Here is a 25,830-nt window from a genome sequence, read left to right as displayed (position 1 = left end):
GACGAATGAGCTCGATCTTCCAGGATGTGCGTGACTACGTCGCCGTCCCCCGGACGGCCTCGCTGCGCCTGGCCCCCGACGGCTCCCGGCTCGTCGCTGTCACGCAGTCCCTGAACCCCGACAAGAAGTCCTACGGCACCGCGCTCTACGACATCCCTCTCGAGCCCGGCGGCGAGGCGACCCGGCTGACCCGGTCGGCGAAGGGGGAGGGCGGCGCGGTCTTCACCGCAGGCGGCGACCTGCTCTTCGTCTCCGCCCGCCCCGACCCCACCGAGAAGGACGACAACGACAAACCGGCCCTGTGGCTGCTGCCGAAGTCCGGCGAGCCCCGCCGCCTGGCCACCCGCCCCGGTGGCATCGCCGGCGTGAAGACCGGCGGTTCCTCGATCGTGTACGTCTCCGACGTGCTCCCCGGCGACCAGGACACCGAGAAGGACCGCCGCAAGGAACGCGAAGAGGCCGGGATCACCGCGATCCTCCACGAGGGCTACCCGGTCCGCTTCTGGGACCACGACATCGGCCCGGCCCACCCCCGGTTCTTCTCCGTGGAGCACGGCGAGCTAACCCCCGACGTGGGCGACGCCCTCCACCGGGCCGCCTTCGACGTCACCCCCGACGGTGCGACCGTGATCACCACGTGGCGGGAGAACGTCGCCGACGGCGAACACCGCAACCGCCTGGTCGCTCTCACCGCCGGCGAGCGCCGGATCCTGGCCTCGGACGACGGCTTCGACTTCGAGGGCCCGGTCGTGATCTCGCCCGACGGCGGCCACGTCGTCTGCCACCGCGAGCGCATCACCTCGGAGACGGTCTCGGGCCGCGTCGAGCTCTGGCTCGTCGACCTCAAGACAGGCGAGCAGCACCCGCTCGGGGAGGGCGCCGCCTCCATCGCCTGGGCTCCCGACTCGACCTCCCTGTACGTCTCCGCCGACCATGGGGGCCGCCGCCCGATCTTCCACGTGTCCCTCGGCGGCGAGTGGAGCCGGATCACCCTCGACGACGGCGCCTACGCCGAGCTGAACGTCGCCCCCGACGGGACCATCTACGCTCTGCGCGGCGCGATCGACAGCCCCCACCTGCCGGCGAAGATCACCCGCGACGCCGGCGACGCCTACGGCGCTTACGTCACCCTCCCCGCCCCGACCCCCGTCCTCGACGTGCCCGGCACCCTCACCGAGGTCTTCGCCGTCGCCGACGACGGCACCGAGATCCGCGCCTGGCTCGTGCTGCCCGTCTCCGAGCGGCCGGCCCCGCTGCTGCTGTGGATCCACGGCGGCCCGGTGAACAGCTGGAACGACTGGTCGTGGCGCTGGAACCCGTGGATCATGGCCGCGAAGGGCTACGCCGTCCTGCTGCCCGACCCGGCGATGTCGACCGGCTACGGCCAGGCGATGATCGACCGGGGCTGGGGCGAGTGGGGCCCGGTCACCCACGGCGACCTGATGGCGATCACCGACGCCGCGTGCAAGCTCCCCGAGGTCGACGAGACCCGCACCGCCGCCATGGGCGGCTCGTTCGGCGGCTACATGGCCAACTGGGTGGCCGGCCACACCGACCGCTTCAAGGCGATCGTCACCCACGCCTCGCTGTGGAACCTCGACCAGTTCGCCGGTACGACCGACGTCTCCTCCTTCTGGCAGCGCGAGTTCGGCCCTCCCGGCTCCGACCGCTACCTGCGCCTGTCGCCGCACCACTCGCTCGACCAGATCACCACCCCGATGCTGGTCATCCACGGCGACAAGGACTACCGCGTCCCCATCGGGGAGGCCCTGCGCCTGTGGTGGGACCTCCAGCGCACCGGCGCCGAGGCCAAGTTCCTGTACTTCCCCGACGAGAACCACTGGGTGCTCAAACCCGGCAACTCGATCGCCTGGTACGAGACGGTCCTGGCGTTCCTGGCTGTTCACGTCCTGGGCGAGGAATGGAGACGGCCCGGCTCGGTAGCCTGATCACATGCCGCTGAACCCGGACAAACTCCTCGATCTCGCCCGGAGCATCGCGATCGAGGCGGGCGACCTGCTCCTCGCCGAACGAGCCGCGCTGTCGTCCCGCCCCGAAGTGGTGGAGACCAAGTCCAGCCCCACCGACGTCGTGACCGCCCTCGACCGCGCCGCCGAGGATCTGATCCGGGCCCGGATCACGGAGAACCGGCCCGAGGACGCGATCCTCGGCGAGGAGGGCGGCGACACCCCCGGTGCGGGCGAGGCGCGCTGGGTCGTCGACCCCATCGACGGGACGGTCAACTTCCTCTACGGCCTGCCCGCCTGGTCGGTGTCGATCGGGGTCGAGGTCGACGGGCGGATCGTGGCCGGTGTGGTCAACGTGCCGCCCATGGGGGAGGTCTTCACCGCCGTCCGGGGCGGCGGGGCGTTCCTGAACGACCGGCCGATCACCTGCACGACCGGGGTCGCGCTCGACCGGGCGCTCGTTGCGACCGGCTTCGGGTACGCCGCGGGGCGCCGGGCCGTCCAGGCCCAGGTGCTGGCCGAGGTGCTGCCCCGGGTGCGGGACATCCGCCGGGGTGGCTCGTGCGCGGTCGACCTGTGCTCGGTGGCGGCCGGGCGGGTGGACGCCTACTACGAGCGCGGGACCAACTACTGGGACCACGCAGCCGGCGGGCTGATCGCCGAGGAGGCCGGCGCGAGGGTCGGGGGGTTGCGCGGGACGTCGTACAACATCGAAATGGGTCTGGCCGCCGCGCCGGAGCTGTTCAACCAGCTCCACGACCTGCTGCTCTCCCAGAACCCCGAGAGGGATCTCTAGGACGACGAAGCGCGAGCCCCCGCCGACCTGTTGGTCGGCGGGGGCTCGCTGCTGCTCGGATTTCTCAGCCTGGGTCAGTCAGCGCTGAAGAGGGATGCCGTGGTCGTCGGCCAGCCTCCGAAGATCTTCGATCTCGGCGGTGAGGGTGTCGGCGAGGAAATCGTCGCCGGTGGCCGTGGCCTCCTGGAGTCCCTTGTAGGCCTGGTCGAGCCGGGTTTCGATCGTGCTCGTGAACTCGCCCATCTCACCTTCTTTCCTAGGGTCTATCGAGCCGACGCGGAAGCGGACGCGCGGGCTCGGGGGTATGACCACCTCTACCCACCCTGCTTAAACGCCTAAACATGGAAATTTCTCCATCCCGGGATGCGCCTTACCGTGCACTTACGGTCACTGACGCGAGAATGAAGCCACCTGATGAAGGAGGAGCCCGATGCGGGTGCTTGTGGTGGAGGACGAGCGAGTGCTCGCCGACGCGATCGCGACTGGATTGCGCCGGGAGGCGATGGCCGTGGACGTCGCCTACGACGGCGCCGCCGCCCTGGAGAAGACGGGCTACATCGACTACGACGTGATCGTGCTCGACCGCGACCTGCCGAAGGTCCACGGCGACGAGGTGGCCCGGCGTCTGGTGGCGGCCCGCACCGCCTCGCGGATCATCATGCTGACCGCCAGCGGTGACGTCGACGACAAGGTCGAGGGCCTGGAGCTGGGCGCCGACGACTACCTCGCCAAGCCTTTCGTGTTCATGGAATTGGTGGCGCGGGTGCGGGCCCTCGGGCGCCGGTCGGCGTCGTCGCTGCCGCCCATCCTGGAACGTTCGGGCATCCGGCTCGACCCCGGGAAACGCCTGGTCACGCGGGACGACAACGAGATCACGCTGACCAAGAAGGAGTTCGCCGTCCTGGAGGAGCTGCTGCGCGCCGAGGGCGCCGTGGTCAGCCAGGAGGACCTGCTCGACAAGGCGTGGGACGAGAACATCGACCCGTTCACCAACGTGGTCAGAGTGACGATGATGACGCTGCGTAAGAAGCTGGGCGAGCCCCAGGTGATCGAGACAGTACCTGGAGTGGGGTACAAGCTGTGACCGAACGCAAAGAAGAGGTGACCGCTGAGCACCCGAAACCGGGTGTCCGGATGACGTCGGCGGTGGGCACGGGCCCCTACAAGAGCCAGCAGCCGCCGCCGCCGAGCGGTCCGCCCGCCTGGGACGGCCCGCCGCCGACCGACCCTCACCCGGTCCGGATGACGGTCGCCGAGCAGGTCCAGGATCTGGCCGGTCGTCTCAGCATCCGCTGGCGTCTCACCATCACCTACGGCGCCATGTTCTTCGCGGCCGGGGCGCTGCTGGTCTTCGTCATGTACTCGCTGGTGGGCTGGGCCATCAAGGACGCCTGGACGCCGGTGCCGCTGGGCGGCGACGTGCCGGCGGAGCTCTCCCAGATGTGGGACGACTACTGGATCGGCCAGCGCAGCGCGACCATCGAGGCGGCCCAGGCCTACGTCCTCCAGCGGTCGCTGATGGCCCTGCTCGGGGTGGGCATCCTCGCGCTGATCCTCGGCTACATCGTGGCCGACCGGGCGCTGAAGCCGGTCATGCAGATGACCGCCACCGCCCGCAGGCTCTCGGAGACCTCGCTGGCCCACGAGCGCATCGACCTCCAGGGCCCCGACGACGAGCTGAAGGAGCTGGCCGACACCTTCGACGCCATGCTGACCCGGCTCAACAGCGCCTTCGACACGCAGCGGAGATTCGTCGGCAACGCCTCCCACGAGCTGAGAACGCCGCTGGCGATCAACCGGACCGTCCTGGAGGTCGCGCTGTCCGACCCCGAGGCCTCCGAGGACCTCAAGGTGCTGGGCCGCACCCTGCTCGGCACCAACGCCCGGCACGAACGCCTCATCGAGGGACTCCTGCTGCTCGCCCGTAGCGAACGCGAGCTGTCGGTGCGCAAGGCCGTCGACGTCCAGGACGTCGTGAAGACCGCCGTCGACCAGCTCGCGCCTTTCGCGGCCGAGCAGGATATCGACGTCGAATACGACCTTCACCCGGCTCAGGCCACCGGTGATCCGGTGCTGCTGGAGCGGTGTGTCAGCAATCTCGTCGAGAACGCGATCAAGTACAACAACGAGTCCGGCGGAAAAGTCTGGGTGCGATCGGGAATCGTGGACGGGGCCACCGTTGTTCAGGTCGCCAACACCGGCATTCTTGTTCCGGCCTATGAGGTCGACGCGCTCTTCGAGCCTTTCCGGCGGCTGCACGCCGATCGGATCGAGTCGGCCAAGGGGGCAGGGCTCGGACTGTCCATCGTGCGCGCCATCGTGCGTGCTCACGGGGGGACGGTCACGGCGGTTCCGCGTGACGGCGGCGGCCTCGTGGTGACGGTGCGACTGCCGGGTTCGGCGCCCGCGGCGAGTCCCTCGGCGCGGTGATCGTGCCCTGCTGCACATCCACTCGCGCAATGTGGTTGGATGTGCCGTCGAACGCGGTGGGTCATCCCGCCAATGCTGTGGTTTCGCCATATTTGGCTAACCGGAGCCGAGGTGGGGAACACCCTCGCGAGTCGGGAGGTTCAGCGTCTATTCATCCGGGGTACCGATTGCCCGGTATAGGCCACCTACCTCCCGAAGCGTCAGAGATACAGATGAGGGGGATGGAGTACGCACATGGCTACCGACTACGACAGCCCGCGCAAGACTGACGACGACCTGAGTGAAGACAGCCTTCAGGAACTCCAGGCGCGGCGCAGCGACAAGTCGTCGGGCAGCATCGACATCGACGAGACCGATCTGGCCGAGTCGCTCGAGCTGCCGGGGGCCGACCTGTCGAACGAGGAACTCTCGCTCCGAGTGATTCCTCGGCAGGCCGACGAGTTCACCTGTTCGCGGTGCTTCCTGGTGCATCACCGCAGTCAGCTGGCCTCCGAGAAGAACGGACAGCAGGTCTGCCGCGAGTGCGCAGCCTGATTCCGGGAAGGGTCCGTTGATGGCTTCAGAAGCGGATCAGACCAGAGATCAGAGTAAAGATCGGGACAGCGACAACGAAGTCGCCGAGATCATCGGCAAGCTCGTCAGCCAGGACGTACCGGGGGAAACTGACGGCGCCGAGCGGCGCAGGCTGCTCGGCCGCCTCAGCGGGGCGCTGGCCACGTCCGCCAGGAAGGCGGGCGCGAGCGGGGTCGGCCGTGGCCGCTGGCTGGCCGACCTCTTCATGAACGTCGCCACGCGGCTCCCGATCCGCGACCTGGCGACGCTGCAGGAGCACCACTACGGCCTGACCGGCGAACAGCTCGCCGACGATCTCGTCCGCACCGCGGCGAAGGCCACGATGGCCGTCGGCGCCGTGGGCGGCGCACTGGCCGCGGCGGAGTTCGCCGCGCCCCCTCTCCTTCTCTCCGCGCCGGCCCAGCTCGTCGCCGAGACCGTCGTCGTGGCCGCCATCGAGGTCAAACTCCTGGGCGAGCTGCACGAGGTCTACGGCGTGCAGGTGCAGGGAACGGGGCCCACCCGGGCCACGCAGTTCGCCATCGCCTGGTCCAAGCAGCGAGGGGTCGACCCCCTGAAGCCCGCGTCGGTCACGCTCGCCCTCGGGGCGGCGGCCAAGACCTCGCTGCGTAACCGGCTGATGCGCACCCTCGGCCGGCACCTCACCACCCTGGGCCCCTTCCTCACCGGCGCGGTCGCCGGCGGGGCGCTCAACCGTATGGCCACCAGACGTCTCGCCACGGCGGTGCGCACTGATCTTCGTCGTCAGCGGGGTCTTCCCCCACCTCCACCACGCTGATACCAAACCGTTACCATCTGGTCTAAACCATTGCGTAACAGGTCACGACCTGCGGGAGATCATTCTCACACTCCGTGTTATGAATTGTGCACGTCGATGGGGGTATGGGCGGTTCCAGAGACCTTACGTATGGTTATCCGTAAGGCGATAACTGGAGGGCTCATGCGTGGCACCAGCTCGTTCCTGATCGTCGCGAACCGGTTGCCTGTCGACCGTGTGGGCGAAAAACAATGGCGCCGCAGTCCTGGCGGCCTCGTCACCGCCATCGCTCCTGTGATGCAGGCGAGAGACGGGGCATGGCTCGGCTGGCACGGCGCGGCCGGCGAAGAACTCAAGCCGTTCGACCACGACGGGATGCACCTCATCCCCGTACCGCTGTCGCAGCTTGAGGTCGAGTTCTACTACGAGGGTTTCTCCAACGCCACGCTGTGGCCCCTCTATCACGACGTCGTGGCGACCCCTGTCTACTCGCGGCTCCTGTGGGACGCGTACAAGGCGGTCAACGACCGGTTCGCGCGGGCCGCGGCCGACGCCGCCGCTCCCGGGGCGGTCGTGTGGATCCAGGACTACCAGCTCCAGCTGGTACCGGCGATGCTCCGTAAGCTGCGGCCCGACCTGAAGATCGGGTTCTTCTTGCACATCCCCTTCCCTCCCGCCGAACTTTTCTGGCAGCTTCCCTGGCGCAAGGAGATCCTCGAAGGGCTGCTCGGGGCCGACCTCGTCGGGTTCCAGCGTCCCGGTGGGGCCTCCAACTTCGTCCGGCTCGCCCGGCGGGTGCTCAACCTCCCGGCCAGCCGCAACGAGATCCAGCTCGACGACCGGATCGTCCGCGCCGAGGCCTATCCCATCTCGGTCGACTTCGGCTCCCTCGACCAGCTGGTGCGCGAGCCGCACATCATGACGCGGGCCAAGGAGATCCGGGCCGAGCTCGGCAACCCCGAGCACGTGCTGCTGGGCGTCGACCGGCTCGACTACACCAAGGGCATCGGCCAGCGGCTGAAGGCCTACGGCGAGCTGCTCGCCGAGGGCCGGATCGAGCCGGGCGAGGCGGTGTTCGTGCAGATCGCCACGCCCACCCGGGAACGGGTCGAGGAGTACATCCGGCTGCGCAACGACATCGAGCTCCAGGTCGGGCGCATGAACGGCGAATACGGCCTGTTCGGCTGGTCGCCGATCAACTACATGCACCAGTCGTACAACAGAGACGAGCTGGCCGCCCTCTACTGCGCCGCCGACGTCATGGTCGTGACGCCGCTGCGCGACGGCATGAACCTGGTCGCCAAGGAGTACGTCGCCTGCCGCCACGACCTGCGCGGCGCCCTGGTGCTGAGCGAGTTCGCCGGCGCCGCCGACGAGCTCAAGCACGCCTACCTGGTCAACCCCTACGACATCGACGGCATGAAGCGGGCCATGATGACCGCCATGCACGAACCGCCCCACGAACTCGGCCGCCGGATGCGCTCCCTGCGCCGCCGCGTCGCCACCCACGACGTCGACCGCTGGGCCAGCGACTTCCTCACCGACCTGGAGGCATGAGAAAGGCGGCCCTCCGGGGAAGGCCGCCTCTCTTTTTCGAAGAAGATCAGTCTTTGAGCTCGTCGGTCACGTCCTGAGCCATGTCCTTCCAGTTCTTCCAGCGCTTGGCCGCCGCACGGGTGGCGATGATGCGGGTGACCTCCATGCCCAGGCCCATCACGACCGCGTAGGCGAGCGCCTCACCGAGGCTCACGTCCGGGGAGTCGACGCTGGCCGGGGGTTTCTTGCCGGTGGCCTTCTCCCAGGCGAAGCCCAGCACCTTCTTCGCGGCGAAGCCGACCGCCAGCCCTACCAGGCCGCCGACGATGCGCCACTGCATGTCCGGTTTCTCTTCCTTACCCGCCATGATCCCTCCTCGGTAACAGCCTTATTCTGGTGCGTCCGCCAGGCTCGTACGCCATAACATCTGGTGGCATGACGACTCAGCGACCACTGCCCCCCGACAGGCCCTCCCTCGACGGCTTGGAGCAGGCATGGGTAGCCCGCTGGGCCGCCGACGACCTTTACCGGTTCGACCGGTCGCGGCCGCGTGAGCAGATCTTCTCGATCGACACGCCGCCTCCGACCGTCTCCGGCTCACTGCACGTCGGCCACGTCTTCTCCTATACCCACACCGACACGATCGCCCGGTTCCAGCGGATGCGGGGCAAAGCCGTCTTCTACCCCATGGGGTGGGATGACAACGGTTTGCCGACCGAACGCCGGGTCCAGATCGTGTACGGCGTCCGGTGCGACCCCTCGGTCCCCTATGACGCCGATTTCCAGCCGCCCGACAAGCCCGGCAAGCAGCAGGTGCCGATCTCCCGGCGCAACTTCATCGAGCTGTGCGAGCGGCTGACCGCCGACGACGAGAAGGCGTTCGAGGAGCTGTGGCGGCGGCTCGGGCTGTCGGTCGACTGGTCGATGACCTACCAGACGATCGACGCCAACGCGCGGGCCGCGTCCCAGCGCGCGTTCCTGCGGAACCTGGAGCGCGGGCAGGCCTACCTGTCCGAGGCCCCGACCCTCTGGGACGTCACGTTCCGGACCGCCGTCGCCCAGGCCGAGCTCGAAGACCGCGAGTGGCCGGGCGCCTACCACCGCATCGCCTTCCACCTGTCGCCCGAGCAGCAGGCGCAGGGGTTCGCCGGGCGGGTCTGGATCGAGACGACCCGGCCCGAGCTGATCCCGGCCTGTGTGGCGCTGGTCGCCCACCCCGACGACGAGCGCTACCGGCCGCTGTTCGGGTCGACCGTGCGCACGCCCGTGTTCGGGGTCGAGGTCCCGGTCCTCGCCCATCATCTGGCCGAACCCGACAAGGGCTCGGGCATCGCGATGATCTGCACCTTCGGCGACGTCACCGATGTCGTCTGGTGGCGGGAGCTCGACCTGCCCACGCGCGCCGTCGTCGGCTGGGACGGCCGGATGCTGCCGGACGCCCCGGAGGGCGTGAACGCGGAGCCGTACAAGGAACTCGCCGGAAAGACCATGCACAGCGCCCGCGAACGCATCGTCGAGATGCTGCGGGAGAGCGGCGAACTGGAAGGGCAGCCGCGGCCGGTGAAGCGGCCGGTCAAGTTCTACGAGAAGGGCGACAAGCCCCTTGAGATCGTGACCACCCGCCAGTGGTACATCCGCAACGGCGGGCGCGACGCCAAGCTGCGCTGGGAGATGCTCGACCGGGGCCGGGAGCTGATCTGGCACCCCGCCCACATGCGGGTCCGCTACGACAACTGGGTCGAGGGGCTGGCCGGCGACTGGCTGATCTCCCGGCAGCGGTTCTTCGGCGTGCCGATCCCGGTCTGGTACCAGCTCGACGCCGAGGGCCAGATCATCCACGAGGCGCCGCTCACCCCGCCCGAGAGCATGCTGCCGATCGACCCGGCGACCGACGTGCCGCCCGGCTTCACCGAAGACCTGCGCGGCAAGCCCTTCGGCTTCGCCGGTGACCCCGACATCATGGACACCTGGGCGACCTCCTCGCTGACCCCGCAGATCGCGGGCGGCTGGCAGCGCGACGACGACCTGTTCCAGCGGGTCTTCCCGATGGACCTGCGGCCCCAGGCCCACGAGATCATCCGCACCTGGCTGTTCTCCACGATGGTCCGCGCCCACCAGGAAGAGGGTGTGCTGCCGTGGAAGCACGCCGCCATCTCGGGCTGGATCCTCGACCCCGACCGCAAGAAGATGTCGAAGTCCAAGGGCAACGTGATCACGCCCATGGGCCTGCTCGAGGAGTTCGGCTCCGACGCCGTCCGCTACTGGGCCGCCAACGGCCGTCCGGGCACCGACACCACCTTCGACACCGGGATGATCAAGATCGGCCGCCGGCTGGCCATCAAGATCCTCAACGCGTCGAAGTTCGTCCTCTCCTTCGAGGCCGGAGAAGGAGAGGTCACCGCGCCGCTCGACCTGTCGATGCTGGCCGCGCTCGACGAGGTGGTCCGCGACGCCACCCGCGCCTTCGAGGCCTTCGACTACACCAAGGCGCTCGAACGGACCGAACGGTTCTTCTGGGCGTTCTGCGACGACCACCTCGAACTGGTCAAGGCGCGCGCCTACGACGGCGACGCCTCGGCGGTGGTCGCGCTGCGGGCCGCGCTCGACATGCTGCTGCGGCTGTTCGCGCCGTTCCTGCCGTTCGTGACAGAAGAGGTCTGGTCGTGGTGGCGGGAGGGCTCCGTCCACACCGCCACCTGGCCGAGCGTGGCCGGTCGCGGCGGTGACCCGGCGGTGCTCGAGGCGGTGGCCGACGTGCTGGCGCGGGTGCGCAAGGCCAAGTCGGCGGCCAAGCTGTCGATGCGGGCCGAGGTGACCCTGCTCGACGTGCGGGGCGAGAAGGCCGATCTCGTGCGGCTGGCGCAAGACGACCTGTGCTCGGCGGGCAATGTCGAGGAGTTCGTGCTGGAGACCGGTGAAGGGCCGCTCGTGGTGAAGACCGTCCTCGAAGAAGCCTAATCCGGTTGCGCGCCGGGCCCTTTCCCGTGCCAGGCTTGACGCGTGATCGCAGAACGTGAGCGAGCCCATCAGGGGAAGGGCCGGCGGGGGCCGGACGTACCGCCGACACTCAACATCGTCGCCGCCTGGTCCTGGCGGGTCATCGTCATCGGCGTGGTCGTCTACATCTTCGCGATGATCGTCGCCAGGCTCAGCTTCGTCACCCTCCCGGTCGCGATCGCGTTCCTGCTGACGGCGCTGCTGTTCCCGATCACCAAGCGGTTGCGGCGGGCCGGGCTGCGGCCGATCTACGCCACCTGGCTGACCATGCTGGTCGCGCTGTCGTTCATCGGCGGCCTCGGCTTCCTGATCGGCAACCGGGCCAACGAGGAGTTCCCCGGGCTGGTCGCGCAGATCCAGCAGACCGCCCGCGACGTGCAGAACTGGCTGCTGACCGGGCCGCTCCACCTGCGCGAGGCGCAGATCGCCGACTTCGTCGACGACCTCACCCAGCAGCTCAACCAGCAGCGCAGCCAGATCACCGACACCGTGCTGACCGGCGCGACCGCGCTCGTCGAGGTGCTGGCCGCGATCGTGCTGCTGCTGTTCGTGACGTTCTTCCTGCTCAAGGACGGCGACCGGATCTGGGCGTGGTTCCTGCGGGCGTTCGGCGGCGCGTCCGACCGGGTCGACCGGGCCGGCCGGGCCGCCTGGCGCACGCTGTCGCACTACGTGCTGGGCACCGTCGCCGTCGCGGCCGTCCACGCCCTGGTCATCGGCATCGTGCTGGCGGGGATGCGGGTGCCGCTGTGGGCGCCGCTCGCGGTGCTGATCTTCTTCGCCTCGTTCATCCCGATCGTCGGCATCTTCTTCGCCGGCGGCATCGCCACCCTCGTCGTGTTCGGCTCCCAGGGCTGGGTGTACGCCCTGATCTTCGTCGGCGTCCTGGTGGTCGAGCAGCAGCTGGAGAACCACGTGCTCCAGCCCCTGATCGTCGGCCGGGCGCTGCAGTTCCACCCGCTGGCCATCATCATCGTGCTGACGGTCGGCGGCGTGATCGGCGGCATCGCGGGGGCCGTGGTCGCCGTCCCGATCTCGGCGGTGATCTACCGGGCGCTGCCCGAGCTGCGCCGCGACCGGCCGGAGGAACCACCCAGGTTGATCGGACCGCCCCCGCCCGAACCAGAGCCCCCACCAGGCGCGGGAGACGCGGTCCCGGGTGGCCCCAACCGGTAGGGTTGCGATCCATGAGTGTCGAGGTGCTGATCCACCGGCTCGACCCTGAGCTACCGCTACCGGCATACGCCCATCCGGGCGACGCGGGTGCCGATCTCTACGCGGCGGAAGACGTCGAGTTGCTCCCGGGTGAGCGGGCCATGGTCGGCACGGGCGTGGCGATCGCGCTGCCCGACGGCTATGCGGCGTTCGTCCACCCGCGTTCCGGGCTCGCCGCCAAATACGGCGTGACGCTCGTCAACGCGCCTGGAACGGTCGACGCCGGATATCGAGGCGAGATCAAGGTGACGCTGCTCAACACCGACCTCAAGGAGGCCGTCCGGCTGCGGCGCGGTGACCGCGTCGCCCAGCTGGTCATCCAGCGGGTCGAGAAAGCGGCGTTCTACGAGGTGGAGCGGTTGCCCGGGTCGGCGCGCGGCGCCGGCGGCTTCGGCTCCACCGGCAGATAGGAAAGGTGAACCAAGTGTTCCGACGCCGACGTGGCGCGGCCGAGGCCCCGTCCGACAAGCCGTCCGACCCCACTCCCGGTCAGCAGGGGGCCGCAGAGCCCAAGGGTTCGGGCCGTGAGTCCGGGCCGTGGGACTCCACCGACAGCTACCCGGAGGCCGACCGGGTCGACCTGGGCGGGCTGCACCTGCCGATCGGGCCCGACTTCGAGGTCCAGCTCCAGGTGGCCGGCGAGCAGATCGTCGGTGCGCTGGTGCTGGCCCAGGAGAGCGCCCTGCAGCTCCACGCCTTCGCCGCCCCCAAGAAGTCCGGCCTGTGGGACGACCTCCGGGTCGAGCTCAGCCGCGACATCGAGGCGGCCAAGGGCACCGTCGAGGAGCACGAGGGCCCCTTCGGCGCCGAGCTCCACGCCAACGTGCCGCAGGAGAACGGCCAGCAGGCGCCGATCCGCTACATCGGGGTCGACGGTCCGCGCTGGTTCCTGCGCGCCGTGATCACCGGCCGCGCCGCCGTCGACCCGGGGGCCGCCGCGGTCCTCGAGGGCGTCGTGCGCGAGGTCGTGGTCGTCCGTGGCGACGACCCGATGGCTCCCCGCGAGGGCATCCAGTTGCAGCTTCCCCCCGAGGCCCGCCAGGCCCTGGAGGAGCAGGCGGACGACAAGCCGTACAACCCCTATGACCGAGGTCCGGAGATCACCGAAACCCGGTGAATTCCCGCTTTTGCCCGGTCGATATGGGACCGTTATGCACCTGGCGGCCCATCGCCTAGGCTGAAGCATCATGAGTACACAGGAGCCCGTCAAAAAGGGCGGACTGCGCGGCTTCTTCCGGCGGTTGGCCACCAGCCAGGCCGAGCTGGAAGCGGCCGAGCTACGTGAGGACCTCGAGAACCACGGGGCCACTCCCATCGCGGCGTGTGGCCAGCGCCAGCGCTTCTGCGTGGCCGGTACTCTCCGTACGGTGACGCTCCGGCCACGGGGCGGCGCGCCGGCCCTGGAGGCGGAGCTCTACGACGGCTCCGACGTCATCGACCTGGTCTGGCTGGGCCGACGCAAGATCGTCGGCATCGAGCCCGGCCGGGTGGTCCGTGCGGAGGGCCTCGTGAGCCTGCAAGATGGTCGCAAGGTCATGTTCAACCCGCGGTACGAACTGCGCCCAACCGGGTGACGAGGAACGGTGAACCACACGTGAGCACTGCCGAAGAGGCGTCCGCGCCCCAGTCGGTGAGCAAGCCGGTGAGCGCCCACGAGACCGTCGAGGCCGTGGTCCGGAACCAGATCGCCAAGGCGTTCGGCGGTAAGCGCGGCACCGTCGAGGCGGCCGTGCCGACGATCGCCTTCACGCTGACCTGGATCTTCACCGAAGACCTCAAGTTCTCCGTGATCCTGTCGGTCGCCCTGTCGGTGGTCCTGCTGCTCGCCCGCATCGTGCAGCGGTCGACCCCGCAGTTCGTGCTCAACAGCCTGTTCGGCATCGGCATCGGCGCGTTCTTCGCGCTGCGCAGCGGCAACGCCGAAGACGCGTTCCTGCCCGGCATGGTCTACATCGCCGTCGTCGAGGCGGTGATGATCCTGTCGATCCTGGTGCGGTGGCCGTTCCTGGGGTTCCTGCTGGGCGCCACCAACCCCGAGGACCCGGTGGCCTGGCACCGCGACAAGGGCATCGTCGACCTGTGCGTGAAGCTCTCGTGGATCATGGCGCTGCCCGGCCTGATCAAGCTCGCGGTGCAGATCCCGCTCTACCTGGCCGGCAACGTCTTCTGGCTCGGCATCGCCAAGGTGGCTCTCGGCTGGCCCGTCTATCTGGCCGCGCTGGCCACGGTCGGCTGGATGCTGGCCCGGGGGCGGACGAACGCCGCCACCCCCGAAGCCGCCTGAATCACTTAGTGGGGCGCGAGCAGCTGCGCCAGTTCGTCTTCGACCTCCTGGCTGGCCACGAACAGCAGTTCGTCGCCGGCCTCCAGCGGGTCGTCGGCCGAGGGCACCAGCACCCGGCCCTCGCGCAGGATCGCGACCAGGGCCGAATCGGTCGGCCACGGCACCGAACCGGCCCGCTGGCCCACCACGGGCGCGTCTTCCGGCAGGGTCAGCTCGACCAGGTTGGCCTGCCCCTGGCGGAACGTCATCAGCCGCACCAGGTCGCCGACGCTGACCGCCTCTTCGACCAGCGCGCTGAGCAGACGCGGCGTGGAGACCGCCACGTCGACGCCCCACGACTCGTTGAACAGCCACTCGTTCTTCGGGTGGTTGATCCGGGCGACCACCCGCGGCACGCCGTATTCGGTCTTGGCCAGCAGTGAGACGACCAGGTTGACCTTGTCGTCGCCGGAGGCGGCGATCACGACGTGGCAGGCGTTCAGCCCGGCCTCGTCGAGTGCGGAGATCTCACAGGCGTCGGCGAGCAGCCACTCGGCCCTCGGCACACTGTCGATCTTGATGGCCTTGGGGTCGATGTCGATCAGCAGCACCTCGTGGCCGTTCTCCAGGAGCTCGGCCGCGATCGAACGGCCGACGGCGCCCGCCCCCGCGATCGTGACGCGCATCAGTTCTCCTCGGTCTCGGCGGGCGTGCCGGACAACAGCTTGTTGATGTGGTCCATGTGGTTGCCGGCGGCGACCACGTGGAGCACGTCGCCCTCCTGGAGCACGGTGTCCTCTCTCGGTACGACCGCCTCGCCCATCCGGTTGAGGAAGGCGACCCGGCCGCCGATGGCGGCTTCGAGGTCTTTGGCGCGGGTGCCGATCCAGGCCGGGTTGTAGGTCACCTCGGCCAGCACGACGGTGCCGGTCGGGTCACGCCACAGCGGTTCGGCGCCCTCGGGCAGCACCCGGCGCAGGATCTGGTCGGCGGTCCACCGCACGGTCGCCACGGTCGGGATGCCCAGCCGCTGGTAGACCTCGGCGCGGCGGGGGTCGTAGATGCGGGCGACCACGTTGTCGACGCCGAACGTCTCACGGGCCACCCGGGCGCTGATGATGTTGGAGTTGTCGCCGCTGGACACGGCCACATAGGCCTGGGCCGACTCGATGCCGGCCTCTTCGAGTACGTCGCGGTCGAAGCCGATCCCGGTCACCCGGCGCCCACGGAACCCGGCGCGCAGGCGCCTGAACGCCTGGGGATCACGATCGATGATCGCGACCGAGTGGCCGTTGTCCTCAAGGATGTGGGCGAGCGTGGATCCCACGCGCCCGCACCCCATGATCACGATGTGCATGCTCCCCGCCGGTGTCGAGAGGTCGATGGGGACAGTATTGCGCCTGAGGGTACTGCCGCGTGCCGAGCCCCAGGCCAGGGGGCTACCATTCACAGTCGTGCCAAAGGTGACGGACCTCGTCAAGCGCCTCGTCGTCGGGCGCGCCTTGCGCAGCACCGAGCTGCACGGGCAGCTCCTGCCCAAGCGCGTCGCCCTTCCTGTCTTCGCCAGCGACGCGCTCTCCTCCGTGGCCTACGCGCCGCAGGAGATCCTCGTCATCCTTTCGATCGCCGGTGTGGCGGCGTACAACTTCAGCCCGTGGGTCGCCGTCGGCGTCGTCGTGATCATGCTGACGGTGGTGGCGTCGTACCGGCAGAACGTGCACGCCTATCCGTCGGGCGGCGGCGACTACGAGGTGGCCACGGTCAACCTCGGCGCCAACGCCGGGCTCACCGTGGCCAGCGCGCTGCTGGTCGACTACGTGCTCACGGTGGCCGTGTCGGTCGCCAACGGCGTCGACTACGTCGGCGCGACCATCCCGTTCGTGGCCACCCACAAGCCGCTCGTGGCGATCGTCATCGTGGTCGTGCTGACGATGATGAACCTGCGCGGCATCCGCGAGTCGGGCATCCTGTTCGCGATCCCCGTCTATCTGTTCATGGCGTCCGTGGTCGGGATGATCCTGTGGGGCGTGTTCCGCCTGGGCGTCCTGGGCGACGAGCTGCGCGCCCCCACCGCCGGGTTCGACGTGGTCCCGGAAGAGGTCGACCTGGCCGGGTTCGCCATGGCGTTCCTGATCCTGCGCGCGTTCGCGTCCGGGTGTGCCGCGCTGACCGGGGTCGAGGCGATCAGCAACGGGGTGCCGGCCTTCCGCAAGCCCAAGAGCCGCAACGCCGCGACGACGCTGCTGCTGATGGGCGTGGTCGCGGTCAGCATGTTCAGCGGCATCATCTTCCTGGGCCTGAAGGCGGGCGTGACGGTCGCCGAACCGGCCCACGTCGCGGGCGGCCTGCTGCGCCCCGACGGCACGGCGGTCGGCCCCAACTACTACCAGGAGCCGATCATCTCCCAGGTCGCCTCGGCGGTCTTCGGCCCGGGAACGGTCCTGTTCATCCTGGTCTCCGCCGTGACGGCGCTGATCCTGTTCCTGGCCGCCAACACGGCGTTCAACGGCTTCCCGGTGCTGGGCTCGATCCTGGCCCAGGACCGCTACCTGCCCCGCCAGCTGCACACCCGCGGCGACCGGCTGGCCTTCAGCAACGGCATCATCATCCTGGCCGCCGGGGCGGCCCTGCTGATCTGGGCGTTCGACGCCGACGTCAGCAAGCTGCTGAACCTCTACATCGTGGGCGTGTTCGTGTCGTTCACGCTCAGCCAGACCGGCATGGTCCGCCACTGGACCCGGCTGCTGCGCACCGAGGCCGACGCCAAGGTCCGCTTCGAGATGATGCGGTCGCGCGTGATCAACGGCTTCGGCGGGGTGATGACCGGGATCGTGCTCATCGTCGTCCTGGTCACCAAGTTCACCCACGGCGCCTACATCGTCTGCATCGCCATGCCGGTGCTGTTCCTGATGATGAAGGGCATCCGCCACCACTACGACGCGGTCGCGGCCGAACTGGCCGCCCCAGAAGACGACGTCGACGCCTCGATGCTCCCGGCCCGTAACCACGCGATCGTGCTCGTCTCCAAGATCCACAAGCCGACCCTGCGGGCCCTGGCGTACGCTCGCGCGACCCGCCCCTCGACGCTGGAGGCCGTTTCGGTCGGCGTCGACCCGGTGGAGTCCCAGAAGCTCCAGGAGGAGTGGGACCGGCGCGGCATCCCCGTCACGCTGAAGATCCTCGACTCCCCCTACCGGGAGATCACCCGGCCGATCCTCGACTACGTCAAGTCGCTGCGCCGCCGCTCGCCGCGCGACGTGGTGACCGTCTACATCCCCGAATACGTCGTCGGCCGGTGGTGGGAGCACCTTCTGCACAACCAGAGCGCCCTGCGCCTGAAGGCCAACCTGCTGTTCAAGCCCGGGGTCATGGTCACCAGCGTCCCGTGGCAGCTCCAGTCGGCCGACCGCGTCATCGGCCGCGCCGAAGCGGCCGCCCCCGGCTCCGCGCGACGGGCGTATGGATCTCCGCCCGGTCGGTCCGATGGTCAGCCCAAGGCATGATGGGGGGATGCTTGAACTGACGGTGGGCCAAGTGGCCAATGGCGGATGGTGCGTCGCCCGGCACGACGGGCGGGTGGTGTTCGTCAGGCACGCGCTTCCCGGAGAGCGTGTTCGGGCCCGGATCACCGAGGAGACGTCCCGTTTCCTGCGCGCCGACGCGGTGGAGATCCTTGAGGCGTCCCCCGACCGGGTGACCCCGCCGTGCCCTTTCAGCGGGCCCGGAAAATGTGGTGGCTGCGACTGGCAGCACGCGTCCTTGGAAGCGCAGCGGCGCCTGAAGGCCGAAGTGGTGGCCGAACAGCTGTCCCGCCTGGCGGGCATCGACCGTGAGATCACGGTCGAGGAGGTGCCCGGGGCGCCCGACGGCCTGGGATGGCGCACCCGCGTGCAATACGCGACCGGGCGCGACGGCCTGCTGGGCCTGCGCCGGCACCGCTCCCACGAGGTGGAGCCGGTCACCGACTGCCGGATCGCCTCCCCGGAGATCGAAGAACTGCGGGTCGCGACCGAGGGCTGGCGCGGCGCCGCTTCGGTGGAGTTCATCGCCTCCACCGGGGGAGACCACGCGGTCGTGGTGACCCCCAAGCCGCACCGCGACGTGCGGATCCCCGAGATCGACGCCAGCGTGATGCTGGATGAGGGCCGGCGGGGAACCCGGGTCGTCCAGGGCCAGGGCACCCTCATCGAGCGCGCCGGCGACCGCGACTTCCGGGTCTCGGCCAGCGGGTTCTGGCAGGTCCACCCCGGCGCGGCCGAGACCCTGCTCGACGCGGTGATGGACTTCGCCCAGCCCAAGCCGGGCGAGTGGGCCCTCGACCTCTACTGCGGCGCCGGCCTGTTCGCGGCCGGCCTGGCCGAGGCCGTCGGCCCCACCGGCGCGGTCCTCGGCATCGAGTCCGAGGCCCAGGCCGTGCAGGACGCCCGCTGGAACCTGCGCGGTGTCTCCCAGGTCTCCTTCGAGCGCGGCCGCGTCGAGGAGGCACTCGACCGGCTGGAGCTGGAGAGCGCCGACCTCGTGGTGGCCGACCCGCCCCGGGCCGGGCTGGGGCGCGAGGTGGTGGAGCGGGTGGCGAGCCTGCGGGCGTCCAGGATCGTCTACGTGTCCTGCGACCCGGCGACGCTGTCCCGGGACATCAAGTGGTTCAAGGAGCTCGGCTACGACCTGGCCGAGATCCGCGCCTTCGACCAATACCCGATGACGCATCATGTGGAGTGCGTGGCGCTGCTGGTCCAGATCTAGATCGTCCCGCTGACCTGGAGTTCCTGCTTCAGGTCAGCCCGTCGCCTGGTACGCCAACCAATCGCGTCAGGAGCGTCGGGTCGCCGATCCCGCGGGGCAACGCTTGGGGTGAGAACCCTGAGGAGCCTCATGAGGATCACCCCCTTACTGGGCCTCGCCCTGGCCCTGACCGCCTGCGGCACCGCTGGGCCCTCCGGCGCCCCGGCGCCCGATCCGATCAACGCGGCCGCCTGCCTGGAGTTCGCCTTCGCCGCCGACGACCTGCGCGAGGCCGCCCGCCGATTAGGGTCCGGCGACGAGCCGGCCTGGGGATCCGCCCTGCGCCACATGGACCGCGCCGTCCAGGCCGCCAACGGCGAGGTCGAGCCGCTGATGGACGAGGCCGTTCTGGCGGCGGAGGACCTGCGGGCCGCCGCCAGCGGCGGACGGGCCGTCGACGCGGAGGCCGCGGCCCTGGTGAACAGGCTCGGCATCGTCGAAGGCGCCTGCCGCAGAGCGGGCACCCCGATCGAGGTGCCCTTCCCGACGAGCGGCGACGCCGTCAGCCCGCCCGCGTGATCTGCTATTGGCGCGGGGCCGTCAGGACCTGGGAGACCTCTTCCCCGGGCATCGCGCCCCTGATCGACAGTTCGCCCAGGCTGTTCTTGGTCTGGAAGGCCACCAGGGTCTTCGCGTCGGCCACCGTCAGGTCGTCGGCGCTGGCCAGCACTGGGGTCAGGCCCAGGTGGGGCCAGGCCGGGCGGTTCAGCAGGCGGGTCAGCTGGCGGTTGGTCGCGTGGGCCGCGTCAGCCAGGGCCCGCAGGTTGTTGCTCGCTCCGGGGGTGAACGGGACCAGGACGTTCACCCGTCCGATCTCCGCGCCGGCCGCCCACGTCGCCTTCAGCATCGCGCGGTCGGCCGTCGACAGGCCCGTCGGCGTCGCGGGCAGGGTCATCGTCACCAGGAGTTCGTCGCCGGCCCGGCGGGCCTCCTCCTGGAGGCGCTGGATCGCGACCGCTCGCCGCGTGGTCGCGGCGGCGTCGGCGGAGTCGGTGACCTCGAAGTCGATGGATTCCGGCCGGTACGCCTTCAGCACCGACCGATAGGCCCGCAGCAACCGGGCGGGCCAGGCGCAGGTCGAGGCCAGTTCGGCGCCCTGGGGGCCGCCGAACGACAGCGCGACCGGGCGGCCGGTCTTGTGCAGGGTCGAGACCAGCGGTTTCTTCGCCGAGGCAGGGAGGCCGCTCCACGTCGGGAGGCAGCCGGTCGCGTTGACGTGGCCGACCAGGTAGGACGGCGCGCGGGACACCCCGCCTTCGGCGCGGATGGCGTCGATGAAGGTCACGTAGGGGACGGTGCGTTCGGCCTTGGGGACCACCGCGACGGCGGGGGCGGCGGCCACGGGCGGGGCGATCGGGGCGGCCCATTCGGGGAGCGGCTCGGCCGGGAGCAGCCACAGCGCGGCTCCGGTGGCCGCGGCGAGGGCGGTCGCGGCGGCCGTGACGAGGGCGCGCGAGGGAGTGCCCACAGGGCGGGGCTGAGTTGCGGAATCCACTTGGGTCACCACCGAGCGTCGCGCGACGACTACTATCCGCAAGGGACCATAGCAAGGGCGGGGCGGCGATAATGGCCGAATGAAGTTGAGGATCTTCACGGAGCCCCAGGAGGGCGCGACTTACGCCGATCTGCTCGCGGTCGCCCAGGCGGCCGAGCGGCTGGGGTTCGACGCGTTCTTCCGGTCCGACCACTATCAGAGCATCAACGGGGGCGACCCCGGGCCGGGATCGACCGACGCCTGGCTGACCCTCGCCGGGCTGGCCCGCGAGACCGAGACGATCCGGCTGGGCACCCTCGTCACCCCTGCCACCTTCCGGCTCCCCGGCCCGCTGGCGATCAGCGTCGCGCAGGCCGACCACATGAGCGGCGGGCGGGTCGAGCTGGGCCTGGGCGCCGGGTGGTTCGACGCCGAGCACCTCTCCTACGGCATTCCGTTCCCCCCGGTGAAGGAGCGCTTCGACCGGCTGGAGGAGCAGCTCGCGATCATCACCGGGCTGTGGGCGGCCGAGAAGCCGTTCTCCTACGACGGCGCGCACTACCGGCTCACCGACTCCCCGGCGCTGCCCAAGCCGGTGCAGGACCCGCTCCCCATCATCATCGGCGGGTTCGGCGCCACCCGCACCCCCCTGCTGGCGGCCACCTACGCGGACGAATACAACATCCCCTTCCGCTCGGTCGCCGAGGTGGCCGAAGGCTTCGCCCGGGTGCGGGCGGCCAGTGAGAAGACCGGCCGGACGCTGGTCTACTCGGTCGCCCAGACCGTCTGCGTCGGCGCCGACGAGGCCGAGGTCTCCCGCCGGGCCGCCGCCATCGGCCAGACACCGGCGCAGCTCCGGGCCGGCGGCCTCGGGGGCACGCCCGAGGAGGTCGTCGACAAGATCGGCCGCTTCGGCGAGCTGGGGGCCGAGCGCGTCTACCTCCAGGTCATGGACCTGTCCGACCTCGACCACCTCGATCTGATCGCTCGCGAGGTCATGCCCCGCGTCTGACCCCGAAGTCGGGCGGCGACAGCCGCCCGACAAGTAGGGAACCACTTAGGGGAAACCCGGTCGCTCCCGGCATTTCGCCAGGGCACACTTCTCCCTGTGCTGCTGACTATCTCGACCACCCGTGAACCGGCCACCGATCTCGGCTTCCTGCTGCACAAGCATCCTGGCCGGGTGCAGGAGTTCCCACGGGCGTTCGGGGTCGCGCACGTCTTCTATCCCGAGGCCGATGACCAGAGGTGCACCGTCGCGCTGCTGCTGGAGGTCGATGCGGTACGCCTCGCCCGCACCCGCGGCAAAACGACCCCCGACTTCAGCCTCGGCCAGTACGTCAACGACCGCCCCTACGCCGCGTCGTCGCTGCTCTCCACCGCCATGGCCGACGTGTTCCGCACCGCCAGGTCGGGGCGCTGCAAGGCGCGGCCCGAGCTGGTCGAGACCGCGATCCCGCTGGAGATCACCCTCCCGGCGCTGCCGTGTCGCGGCGGACCGGGCATGGCCAGGCGCCTGTTCGAACCCATGGGCTGGGACGTCACCGCCGACCCGATCCCGCTCGACCCCGCCTTCCCCGAATGGGGCGACTCCCGCTATGTCACCCTCACGCTGAAGGGTGAGCTCCGCCTCGCCGACGCGCTCAACCACCTCTATGTCCTGCTGCCGGTCCTCGACGACGCCAAGCACTACTGGATCGCCGAAGACGAGGTCGACAAGCTGATCCGCGCGGGCGAGGGCTGGCTGGCCACCCACCCCGACCTCACCCTCATCACGAAGCGGTTCCTCAACCGGAGGGCCGCGCTGACCAGGGCCGCCTTCGCCCGGCTGGCCGAAGTGGGCGACGACGACGAGGAGACGCTGGAGCCCCCGGCCGAGGAGGAGGTCCGGGTCCCGCTCAACACGCTCCGGCGGGACGCCGTGGTGGCGACGATCGAGGAGCTGGGCGCGCGTACCGTCCTCGATCTGGGCTGCGGGTCGGGCCAGCTGGTCGCGGCGCTGCTCGACCGGGGCGTCCACAAGATCACTGGGGTGGACGTCTCCGCGCACACGCTCATGATCGCCGCCCGGCGGCTCAAGCTCGACCGCATGGGCGAGCGGACCCGCGAGCGCGTGGGCCTCTTCCAGGGCTCGGTCACCTACACCGACGCCCGGTTCGCCGGATATGACGCCGCCGTCCTGATGGAGGTCGTCGAGCACCTCGACCCACCCCGCCTCCCGGCCATGGAGCGCGTCGTCTTCGGCACCGCCAAGCCTCTGTACGTGCTGGTCACCACCCCCAACGCCGAATACAACCCGCGCTACGAGAACCTCACCGGCCTGCGCCACCCCGACCACCGCTTCGAGTGGACCCGCGCGGAGTTCCGTCACTGGGCGGGGAGCGTGGTCGAACGCTACGGCTACCAGGTCGACTACCGGCCCGTCGGCGAGGACGACCCCGAGGTCGGCCCGCCCACCCAGATGGCCGTTTTCACCAAGGAGGGTCAGGTATGACCGCGATCAGTGTTCCGGCCATGTCGCTGGTCGTGCTCGTCGGGGTGTCCGGCAGCGGCAAGTCCACCTTCGCCGGGAAGCACTTCAAGCCCACACAGGTCATCTCCTCCGACTACTGCCGGGGACTGGTCGCCGACGACGAGAACGACCAGTCCGCCACCCCGGAGGCGTTCGACCTGCTGCACCACATCGTCGGCGTGCGGCTGAGGCTCGGCCTGCTGACCGTGGTCGACGCGACCAACGTCCAGTGGAAGGCCCGTCAGTCGCTCATCGCCCTGGCCAAGAGCCATGACGTGCTGTGCGACGCCATCGTGCTCGACGTGCCGGAAGAGGTGGCCGCCGCGCGCAACGCCTTCCGGCCGGACCGCGACTTCGGGGCGCACGTCATCCGGCGGCAGCGCAACGACCTGCGGCAGTCGCTGTCGAAGATCTCCCGCGACGGGTTCCGCCGCGTCCACGTGCTGCGCGGCGACGACATCGAGAACGCGGCGATCACCTACGAGAAGTCGTGGACCGACAAGACCGAGTTGACCGGCCCGTTCGACCTCATCGGCGACGTCCACGGCTGCGCCTCGGAGCTGGAGACCCTGCTGGCCGGGCTCGGCTACGAAGACGGCGTCCACCCCGGGAACAGGACGGCCGTGTTCGTCGGCGACCTCGTCGACCGGGGCCCCGACAGCCCGGCGGTGCTGCGCCGGGTCATGGGCATGGTCGAGCGCGGCACCGCGCTGTGCGTGTCGGGCAACCACGAGCAGAAGCTGGTCCGCGCCCTCAACGGCCGCAAGGTGAAGGTCGCCCACGGCCTGGAGAAGTCGCTGGAGCAGTTCGCCCTCGAAGACGACGACTTCACCCAGCGGGCCAAGGCGTTCATGGACGGCCTGATCAGCCACTACGTCCTCGACGGCGGCAAACTGGTCGTCGCGCACGCCGGGCTCAAGGAGGCCTACCACGGCCGAGCTTCGGGCCGCGTCCGGTCGTTCGCCCTCTACGGCGACACCACCGGCGAGACCGACGAATACGGCCTCCCGATCCGCTACCCGTGGGCCGAGCAGTACCGGGGCCGGGCCATGGTCGTGTACGGCCACACCCCGACCACCCACGCCGAATGGGTCAACAACACCATCTGTCTCGACACCGGCGTCGTCTTCGGCGGCCGGCTCACGGCGCTGCGCTACCCGGAGAAGGAACTCCTCACGGTCCCGGCCGAGCAGGTCTGGTACGAGCCGACCCGCCCGCTGACGTCCAAGGGACGGGAGCCCGACGTCCTGGACATCGCGGACGTCACCGGCGACCGCTACGTCGAGACCTCGACCGGCACGATCAAGATCCGGGAGGAGAACGCCACCGCCGCGCTGGAGATCATGAGCCGGTTCGCGGTCGATCCGCGCTGGCTGGTCTACCTGCCGCCGACGATGGCCCCGCCGGAGACGTCCAGGCAGGACGGCTACCTCGAACACCCCGACGAGGCGTTCGCCGAGTTCGCCGCCGCCGGGGTGGAACGGGTGGTCTGCGAGGAGAAGCACATGGGCTCGCGCGCGGTCGCCGTGCTGGCCAGGACGCCGCAGGACGCTCTCAAGAAGTTCGGGATCGAGGGCGTCGGCACGATCTTCACCAGGACCGGCCGCCCGTTCTTCGGCGACGTCCAGGACGAGTTCACCCGCGCCCTGCGCGAGGCCGTCGACCCGCTCTTCGACACGCTCGACACCCCGTGGCTGGTGCTCGACGGCGAGCTGCTGCCCTGGTCGGCCAAGGCCGGCGAGCTGATCCGCAGCCAGTACGCCTCGGTCGGCGCCGCCGCCGCGGCGGCCCTGCCGGTGGCGGTGACGGCACTCGAAGCGGCGGCCGGGCGCGGCCTGGATGTGGGTTCGATTCTTGACCGCACCCGGCGCCGCCACACCAACGCTGCCCGGTTCCGCGAGGCCTATGCCCGTTACTGTGGGCCCGTTTCCGGTATTTCCGGTCTGCGTTTCGCGCCGTTCCAGATCCTCGCCTGCGCCGAGGGCGCCACCGCCGTGACCCGTCCGCACAATTGGCACCTGGATCACCTGGCCGCGCTTGAGCATCCGCTGATTGAGGCCACCCGGCACACGTACGTGGATCTGGAGGACGCCGATCAGCGCGCGGCGGCGACGGACTGGTGGACGGCGCTCACCGACGCCGGCGGCGAGGGAATGGTGGTGAAACCGGTCGTCCAGGGGGCTGGCCGAGTGCAGCCGGGGATCAAGGTGCGCGGGCCCGAATACCTGCGCATCATCTACGGCCCCGACTACCCGGAATCGCTCGATGAGCTGCGCAAACGTTTCCTCGGGCGGAAGCGGTCACTGGCGCTGCGCGAGCATAGCCTGGGAGTCGAGGCGCTCGCGCGACTGGCGGCCGGTGAGCCGCTCCACCGCGTCCATGAGGCGGTTTTCTCCGTGCTCGCTCTGGAGTGTGAGCCTGTCGATCCTCGGTTGTGAGGAGGGTTTCACGGGAGCGACACCTTCGTCACCCCCAAGGTCCGTGGAGAGGGCCTAGCATCGGGGCAGGCGACAGAGCGTGAACTTGCG

24 protein-coding genes are annotated in these 25,830 nt (G+C 69.8%); 19 read left to right on the top strand and 5 right to left on the bottom strand.

Annotated features, from left to right (window positions below):
* Window positions 1-5: 5 nt before the first annotated feature.
* Window positions 6-1,949: a S9 family peptidase gene (locus AW272_RS13965; protein ID WP_066364400.1), complete on the top strand. Its 1,944-nt coding sequence runs from the start codon at window positions 6-8 to the stop codon at window positions 1,947-1,949.
* A 4-nt stretch (window positions 1,950-1,953) separates the two neighbouring features.
* Entirely contained in the window at window positions 1,954-2,763 is an 810-nt protein-coding gene (locus AW272_RS13960) for an inositol monophosphatase family protein (protein ID WP_066364398.1), read from the top strand.
* Between the two features lie 78 nt (window positions 2,764-2,841).
* On the opposite strand, the gene AW272_RS43155 is transcribed toward AW272_RS13960, so the two are convergent.
* Window positions 2,842-3,006 (bottom strand): hypothetical protein, encoded by a 165-nt coding sequence (locus AW272_RS43155; protein ID WP_169807545.1) that lies wholly within the window; start codon window positions 3,004-3,006, stop codon window positions 2,842-2,844.
* Between the two features lie 187 nt (window positions 3,007-3,193).
* Between AW272_RS43155 and AW272_RS13955 the strand changes: the two genes are divergently transcribed.
* The 5 genes from AW272_RS13955 to AW272_RS13935 all read left to right on the top strand — a co-directional run bounded on the left by AW272_RS13955 (window position 3,194) and on the right by AW272_RS13935 (window position 8,080).
* Window positions 3,194-3,847, top strand: a complete 654-nt coding sequence (locus AW272_RS13955; protein ID WP_066364397.1) for a response regulator transcription factor — start codon at window positions 3,194-3,196, stop codon at window positions 3,845-3,847.
* 50 nt (window positions 3,848-3,897) lie between these two features.
* Complete coding sequence (locus AW272_RS13950; protein WP_066364732.1) at window positions 3,898-5,193, top strand: sensor histidine kinase; 1,296 nt, start codon at window positions 3,898-3,900, stop codon at window positions 5,191-5,193.
* Window positions 5,194-5,427: 234 nt separating this feature from the next.
* Window positions 5,428-5,727, top strand: a complete 300-nt coding sequence (locus AW272_RS13945; RefSeq protein WP_030454398.1) for a DUF4193 domain-containing protein — start codon at window positions 5,428-5,430, stop codon at window positions 5,725-5,727.
* Window positions 5,728-5,746: 19 nt separating this feature from the next.
* The gene (locus AW272_RS13940) at window positions 5,747-6,544 is read left to right on the top strand and encodes a hypothetical protein (RefSeq protein WP_066364396.1); all 798 of its coding nucleotides are present in this window, start codon (window positions 5,747-5,749) and stop codon (window positions 6,542-6,544) included.
* A 162-nt stretch (window positions 6,545-6,706) separates the two neighbouring features.
* Window positions 6,707-8,080, top strand: a complete 1,374-nt coding sequence (locus AW272_RS13935) for an alpha,alpha-trehalose-phosphate synthase (UDP-forming) (protein WP_066364395.1) — start codon at window positions 6,707-6,709, stop codon at window positions 8,078-8,080.
* Window positions 8,081-8,126: 46 nt separating this feature from the next.
* Here the strand turns inward: AW272_RS13935 and AW272_RS13930 are convergent, their stop codons facing one another.
* Window positions 8,127-8,426: a DUF4235 domain-containing protein gene (locus AW272_RS13930; protein ID WP_066364392.1), complete on the bottom strand. Its 300-nt coding sequence runs from the start codon at window positions 8,424-8,426 to the stop codon at window positions 8,127-8,129.
* Window positions 8,427-8,494: 68 nt separating this feature from the next.
* On the opposite strand from AW272_RS13930, the gene valS reads away from it, so the two are divergent.
* From valS to AW272_RS13900, 6 genes are all read left to right on the top strand, one after another.
* Window positions 8,495-11,017: a valine--tRNA ligase gene (gene valS / locus AW272_RS13925; RefSeq protein ID WP_066364390.1), complete on the top strand. Its 2,523-nt coding sequence runs from the start codon at window positions 8,495-8,497 to the stop codon at window positions 11,015-11,017.
* Between the two features lie 42 nt (window positions 11,018-11,059).
* Entirely contained in the window at window positions 11,060-12,232 is a 1,173-nt protein-coding gene (locus tag AW272_RS13920) for an AI-2E family transporter (protein ID WP_066364386.1), read from the top strand.
* 11 nt (window positions 12,233-12,243) lie between these two features.
* On the top strand, window positions 12,244-12,681 hold the full coding sequence (gene dut, locus AW272_RS13915) for a dUTP diphosphatase (protein ID WP_066364381.1): 438 nt from the start codon (window positions 12,244-12,246) through the stop codon (window positions 12,679-12,681).
* Between the two features lie 14 nt (window positions 12,682-12,695).
* Window positions 12,696-13,388, top strand: a complete 693-nt coding sequence (locus tag AW272_RS13910; RefSeq protein ID WP_066364374.1) for a DUF3710 domain-containing protein — start codon at window positions 12,696-12,698, stop codon at window positions 13,386-13,388.
* 70 nt (window positions 13,389-13,458) lie between these two features.
* Window positions 13,459-13,845 carry an OB-fold nucleic acid binding domain-containing protein gene (locus AW272_RS13905; RefSeq protein WP_066364371.1) on the top strand — a complete coding sequence of 129 codons (387 nt, stop codon included), beginning with the start codon at window positions 13,459-13,461 and terminating at the stop codon, window positions 13,843-13,845.
* 20 nt (window positions 13,846-13,865) lie between these two features.
* Entirely contained in the window at window positions 13,866-14,555 is a 690-nt protein-coding gene (locus AW272_RS13900) for a DUF3159 domain-containing protein (protein WP_083958283.1), read from the top strand.
* Between the two features lie 5 nt (window positions 14,556-14,560).
* Here AW272_RS13900 and AW272_RS13895 read toward each other — a convergent pair whose 3' ends face one another.
* Both AW272_RS13895 and AW272_RS13890 read right to left on the bottom strand, forming a co-directional pair.
* Window positions 14,561-15,220 carry a potassium channel family protein gene (locus AW272_RS13895; protein WP_066364369.1) on the bottom strand — a complete coding sequence of 220 codons (660 nt, stop codon included), beginning with the start codon at window positions 15,218-15,220 and terminating at the stop codon, window positions 14,561-14,563.
* Window positions 15,220-15,891 carry a potassium channel family protein gene (locus AW272_RS13890; protein WP_066364367.1) on the bottom strand — a complete coding sequence of 224 codons (672 nt, stop codon included), beginning with the start codon at window positions 15,889-15,891 and terminating at the stop codon, window positions 15,220-15,222. The genes AW272_RS13895 and AW272_RS13890 overlap by 1 nt, the downstream gene beginning before the upstream one ends.
* Window positions 15,892-15,988: 97 nt before the next feature.
* On the opposite strand from AW272_RS13890, the gene AW272_RS13885 reads away from it, so the two are divergent.
* From AW272_RS13885 to AW272_RS13875, 3 genes are all read left to right on the top strand, one after another.
* Window positions 15,989-18,037, top strand: a complete 2,049-nt coding sequence (locus tag AW272_RS13885) for an APC family permease (protein ID WP_066364365.1) — start codon at window positions 15,989-15,991, stop codon at window positions 18,035-18,037.
* A 7-nt stretch (window positions 18,038-18,044) separates the two neighbouring features.
* Window positions 18,045-19,277 (top strand): class I SAM-dependent RNA methyltransferase, encoded by a 1,233-nt coding sequence (locus AW272_RS13880; RefSeq protein WP_066364364.1) that lies wholly within the window; start codon window positions 18,045-18,047, stop codon window positions 19,275-19,277.
* Between the two features lie 129 nt (window positions 19,278-19,406).
* Window positions 19,407-19,835 (top strand): hypothetical protein, encoded by a 429-nt coding sequence (locus AW272_RS13875; RefSeq protein WP_066364360.1) that lies wholly within the window; start codon window positions 19,407-19,409, stop codon window positions 19,833-19,835.
* A 4-nt stretch (window positions 19,836-19,839) separates the two neighbouring features.
* On the opposite strand, the gene AW272_RS13870 is transcribed toward AW272_RS13875, so the two are convergent.
* The gene (locus AW272_RS13870; RefSeq protein ID WP_066364358.1) at window positions 19,840-20,784 is read right to left on the bottom strand and encodes a glycoside hydrolase family 18 protein; all 945 of its coding nucleotides are present in this window, start codon (window positions 20,782-20,784) and stop codon (window positions 19,840-19,842) included.
* Between the two features lie 106 nt (window positions 20,785-20,890).
* On the opposite strand from AW272_RS13870, the gene AW272_RS13865 reads away from it, so the two are divergent.
* The 3 genes from AW272_RS13865 to AW272_RS13855 all read left to right on the top strand — a co-directional run bounded on the left by AW272_RS13865 (window position 20,891) and on the right by AW272_RS13855 (window position 25,740).
* A complete protein-coding gene (locus AW272_RS13865; protein WP_066364356.1) occupies window positions 20,891-21,802 on the top strand; it encodes an LLM class F420-dependent oxidoreductase in 912 nt (303 codons plus the stop codon).
* Between the two features lie 96 nt (window positions 21,803-21,898).
* Window positions 21,899-23,284: a 3' terminal RNA ribose 2'-O-methyltransferase Hen1 gene (locus AW272_RS13860; protein ID WP_066364355.1), complete on the top strand. Its 1,386-nt coding sequence runs from the start codon at window positions 21,899-21,901 to the stop codon at window positions 23,282-23,284.
* Window positions 23,281-25,740: a polynucleotide kinase-phosphatase gene (locus AW272_RS13855; RefSeq protein WP_066364351.1), complete on the top strand. Its 2,460-nt coding sequence runs from the start codon at window positions 23,281-23,283 to the stop codon at window positions 25,738-25,740. The genes AW272_RS13860 and AW272_RS13855 overlap by 4 nt, the downstream gene beginning before the upstream one ends.
* The last annotated feature ends 90 nt before the right edge of the window (window positions 25,741-25,830 follow it).

The sequence above is a fragment of the Herbidospora mongoliensis genome (genome assembly GCF_001570545.1).
In the GTDB taxonomy this organism is placed as follows: domain Bacteria; phylum Actinomycetota; class Actinomycetes; order Streptosporangiales; family Streptosporangiaceae; genus Herbidospora; species Herbidospora mongoliensis.
The sequence above is the reverse complement of the archived record's forward strand: the minus strand, read 5'-3'. Positions and strand labels throughout refer to the sequence as shown.

Excerpts from the sequence above, each read along its gene's own strand:
- AW272_RS13960 (WP_066364398.1), top strand. The coding sequence starts at position 1,954 with ATGCCGCTGAACCCGGACAAACTCCTCGATCTCGCCCGGAGCATCGCG.
- AW272_RS13950 (WP_066364732.1), top strand. The coding sequence starts at position 3,898 with ATGACGTCGGCGGTGGGCACGGGCCCCTACAAGAGCCAGCAGCCGCCG.
- AW272_RS13865 (WP_066364356.1), top strand. The coding sequence starts at position 20,891 with ATGAAGTTGAGGATCTTCACGGAGCCCCAGGAGGGCGCGACTTACGCC.
- AW272_RS13895 (WP_066364369.1), bottom strand. The coding sequence starts at position 15,220 with ATGCGCGTCACGATCGCGGGGGCGGGCGCCGTCGGCCGTTCGATCGCG.
- AW272_RS13965 (WP_066364400.1), top strand. The coding sequence starts at position 6 with ATGAGCTCGATCTTCCAGGATGTGCGTGACTACGTCGCCGTCCCCCGG.
- AW272_RS13890 (WP_066364367.1), bottom strand. The coding sequence starts at position 15,891 with ATGCACATCGTGATCATGGGGTGCGGGCGCGTGGGATCCACGCTCGCC.
- AW272_RS13855 (WP_066364351.1), top strand. The coding sequence starts at position 23,281 with ATGACCGCGATCAGTGTTCCGGCCATGTCGCTGGTCGTGCTCGTCGGG.
- AW272_RS13945 (WP_030454398.1), top strand. The coding sequence starts at position 5,428 with ATGGCTACCGACTACGACAGCCCGCGCAAGACTGACGACGACCTGAGT.
- AW272_RS13875 (WP_066364360.1), top strand. The coding sequence starts at position 19,407 with ATGAGGATCACCCCCTTACTGGGCCTCGCCCTGGCCCTGACCGCCTGC.
- AW272_RS13905 (WP_066364371.1), top strand. The coding sequence starts at position 13,459 with ATGAGTACACAGGAGCCCGTCAAAAAGGGCGGACTGCGCGGCTTCTTC.
- valS (WP_066364390.1), top strand. The coding sequence starts at position 8,495 with ATGACGACTCAGCGACCACTGCCCCCCGACAGGCCCTCCCTCGACGGC.
- AW272_RS13930 (WP_066364392.1), bottom strand. The coding sequence starts at position 8,426 with ATGGCGGGTAAGGAAGAGAAACCGGACATGCAGTGGCGCATCGTCGGC.
- AW272_RS13880 (WP_066364364.1), top strand. The coding sequence starts at position 18,045 with ATGCTTGAACTGACGGTGGGCCAAGTGGCCAATGGCGGATGGTGCGTC.
- AW272_RS13955 (WP_066364397.1), top strand. The coding sequence starts at position 3,194 with ATGCGGGTGCTTGTGGTGGAGGACGAGCGAGTGCTCGCCGACGCGATC.
- AW272_RS43155 (WP_169807545.1), bottom strand. The coding sequence starts at position 3,006 with ATGGGCGAGTTCACGAGCACGATCGAAACCCGGCTCGACCAGGCCTAC.
- dut (WP_066364381.1), top strand. The coding sequence starts at position 12,244 with ATGAGTGTCGAGGTGCTGATCCACCGGCTCGACCCTGAGCTACCGCTA.
- AW272_RS13935 (WP_066364395.1), top strand. The coding sequence starts at position 6,707 with ATGCGTGGCACCAGCTCGTTCCTGATCGTCGCGAACCGGTTGCCTGTC.
- AW272_RS13940 (WP_066364396.1), top strand. The coding sequence starts at position 5,747 with ATGGCTTCAGAAGCGGATCAGACCAGAGATCAGAGTAAAGATCGGGAC.